General features: G+C 72.2%; 2 protein-coding genes and 1 pseudogene. 1 reads left to right on the top strand and 2 read right to left on the bottom strand.

The genetic code is table 11. The features are described 5' to 3' along the window. Window positions 1–254: oligopeptide/dipeptide ABC transporter ATP-binding protein (locus ACIQOV_RS34400; RefSeq protein ID WP_401054746.1), on the top strand; the 254-nt coding region annotated here is incomplete at its 5' end. A 24-nt stretch (window positions 255–278) separates the two neighbouring features. Here the strand turns inward: ACIQOV_RS34400 and ACIQOV_RS34395 are convergent. Together ACIQOV_RS34395 and ACIQOV_RS34390 are read right to left on the bottom strand one after the other, a co-directional pair. Further along, complete coding sequence (locus tag ACIQOV_RS34395; protein WP_401054744.1) at window positions 279–1,991, bottom strand: ABC transporter family substrate-binding protein; 1,713 nt, start codon at window positions 1,989–1,991, stop codon at window positions 279–281. Between the two features lie 144 nt (window positions 1,992–2,135). Further along, window positions 2,136–3,159 (bottom strand): annotated as a pseudogene (locus tag ACIQOV_RS34390) (hypothetical protein); the annotation flags it as partial.

The following is a 3,159-nucleotide window of genomic DNA, read 5'->3' as shown; positions in this document are numbered from 1 at the left end:
CGTACACCCGGGGACTGCTGGACTCCATCCCCCGGCTGGACCAGAAGGGCCGGAACCTGCACGCCATCAAGGGCCTGCCGCCGAGCCTGCTGAGTCCCCCGGAGGGCTGCGCCTTCAACCCCCGCTGCCCGCGCGCCCAGGACCGCTGCCGGACCGAACTCCCCGCGCTGACACCGGTGACCGGCGAGCACGGGACGGAGCTGGCGGGCCGCCGCAGCGCCTGCCACTACTGGCGCGAGACGCTGCACGGCTGAGGCCGCGCCCGGCCCGGCCGGCGGCTACTTCGCGAAGCCGACGTTCTCCCAGACGATGTCGGACAGGCCCTGCGCGCCGATGTTGGCGAGGTCGGCGCGGGCCCCGTACAGCTGCGGGCGCTGGTAGAGCGGCAGGACGCCGGCCACCTTCCAGAGCTCCCCGTCGGCCTGGTTGATCGCCTCGGTGGCGGTGGCGGCGTCGGCCGCGGCCGCCGCCCGGTCGAGCGCGGCGTCCACCGCCGGGCTGCCCGCCCCGACGTGGTTGGTGCCGCCGCTCTGGACGAAGTTGGCGCGGTTTCCGCTGGCCGGGAAGGGGGTGCCGATCAGCGAGTAGGCGGCGATGTCGAAGTCGTTGCGGTTGACGTACTTGTCGAAGAACTCGTTGGCGGGGGCGGTCACGGTGGTGACCTTGATGCCGACGTCCTTGAGCATTCTGGTGGTGTTGGCGGCCTCGGCCTGGGCCGGGTTGACGCCGGCCGGGACGACCATCCGCAGGTTCAGCTCGCGGCCGTCCTTCCTCCGCACGTCGCCGTCCGGTTTCCAGCCGGCCGCGTCCAGCTTGCGGGCCGCCTCAGCGGGGTCGTAGCGGGCCAGGCCCAGGGAGTTGTCGCGGTAGCCGTTCTGGTTGGTGACCAGCAGGTGGTTGTTGAGCGGGACGGCGGGCCAGTCCAGGCCGCTGAGGTCGGAGCGGATCACCACGTCCCGGTTGATCGCCTGGAAGACGGCCTGGCGCACGGTCGCGTCGCCGAGCGCGGGGGTGCGGGCGTTCAGGGTGAGCTGGCGGAAGTCCGGTCCGCCGGCCCGGCGCACCGCGGCGCCCTTGGTGTTCCTGACCACCTGGTAGCCGGCCACGTCCGGGCCGATGTTGACGAGGTCGAGCTGTCCCTTGGCGAAGGCGGCGGGCATCGCGTCGGGCAGCATCGCGTGGAAGACGATCCGGTCCAGCACCGGCTTGTCGCCCCACCAGGAGGGGTCGGCGACCAGTGTGACGGTCTGGGCGGCGCGGTCCAGCTGCTCGACCTTGAACGGGCCGGCGGTGACCGGGAACGCGTCCAGGTAGGAGGAGTTGAACAGGTCCGGCGTGGAGATCCGGCCGGCGGGCAGCAGCGGGGCGTTGCCGGCGCTGTTGAACATCGACTGCCACTCGGAGAACGGGTGGTCGAAGGTCATCACGGCCTGGAAGTCGTCCTTGCCGCGCTCCACCGCGGAGACCAGCTCGAAGCCGGTGCTGCTGGAGGACTTGTAGGCCGGGTCCTTCCCGTTCAGGGCACGCCAGTTGGCCTCGATGTCGCGCCAGGTGATCGGGGTGCCGTCGGACCAGTGGGCCTTCGGGTTGAGCGTCCAGGTGACCACCTGCCGGCCGTCCTTGAGCTCGGCGTGCGCCTCCTGAAGGTAGGCCGGGTTGGGGGTCTGGGTGCCGGCCGCGTCCGAGCGGAAGAAGGTCGGCAGCAGCGGCTTGCTGACCATGACGGTCGAGGACTCGCTGCCGTCGGTGTGGATCGGCGACCACTGGCGGGAGAACTGGGCGATCGCCAGGTTCAGGGTGCCGCCCTGGCGCAGCTGGGCCCGGTCGTGCGGGTTGATGTCGACCGAGGTGAGCTTGGGCGACGCGAGGGCGGCCGTCGGGGCCTCGGCGGCGTCCTGACCGGAGGTGCAGGAGCAGAGGGCCAGCGAGAGGGTGAGGGCGGTGAGACCGGCGAGCAGGGCCGTCCCGTGGTGCTGGAGGCGGCGGCGCATCGGCGTGCTCCCCGGGGTGGATGTGGCGGATGGTGTGGCGTCACATCTTGCTGACCGGGACGGGTGTTGTCGAGGGGCGGGCCCGGATGCGGGCCTGCCCCTCGTGCGGTGCGGGTACGGCGGACGCGCCGGCCCCCGACCGCGTCAGACCACGAACTTGAAGGTGCGGTCCTTGTCGCCGGTCTTGTCGAGCACCGAGGTGATGCCGTCCGCGACGTCCTGCGGGGTGATCGCGGCGACCTGGCCGTTCTTCTTGACCTTCACCTTGTCGAACGCGGTGCCCAGCTGGGCGGCGAGCGCGTCGAGGTCCCACTTGGGCACGATCTTGCCGGAGGCGTCCGGGACGAGGGTGAGCGCCTTGGCGGCGGTCTTCGGGCCGAAGTCCCAGGACTTGGCGCCGGCCACGACGTGCACCTTGCCCGCGGCGATCTGCTTGCCGAGGGTGTCGGCGGCGCCCTGGAGGGCCTGGGTGGAGATCTTCGGCTGGGCGGCCGTGACGGCCAGGGCGATCGGCTGCTCGGGCTTGCCGTCGGCGCGGTCGCGGTAGGCCTGCGCGATCACGTCCAGGGCGCTCGCCGAGTCCACCGCCTGGCCGGCCCGGCCGGGGACGACGATCGGCTCGCCGTTGACGTCGCCGAACTTGACGTAGCCCTCCTGGAGGCCCTGGCCGGAGCCGGCCGCGAGGGTGTCGAGAGCGGCCTTCAGCTTGGCCTTGTCGACCTTGACCTCGGGAGCGACGGTCTTGGTGCCGCCCTTGAGCGACTTGAAGACGTCCAGCGGGTTGTAGCTGTGCTGGGCCAGGCCGTCCACGGTGGCGGTGGTGTCGAAGCTCAGGCCGGCGACCGCCGGGTCGAGGTCCACGGCCTGGTCGCCGATCTTCAGCTTGAGCGGCTGCTGGCCGGCCTTGCCGACCGACTCGTCCAGCTGGTGGATCGCCTGGTCGCGGCTGCTGCCGCCGATCTCGGCGCCGAGCACCACGGTGCCCTTGGGGACGTCGGACTGGTTGAGCATCAGGCCGGTGCCGTACGCGGCGGCGCCGAGGAACAGCACCGCGACGATGCCGTAGACGCCCAGCTTGACCAGCTTCTTGCCGGCCCCGCCGCGCTTGGCCTTGGCCGGGGCGGCGGGCTCGGCCTTCGCCTTGGCGGGGGCCGGAGCGGGGGCCGGG

It is taken from the genome of Kitasatospora sp. NPDC091257 (assembly GCF_044757675.1).
In the GTDB taxonomy this organism is placed as follows: domain Bacteria; phylum Actinomycetota; class Actinomycetes; order Streptomycetales; family Streptomycetaceae; genus Kitasatospora; species Kitasatospora lactacystinica.
The sequence above is the reverse complement of the archived record's forward strand: the minus strand, read 5'-3'. Positions and strand labels throughout refer to the sequence as shown.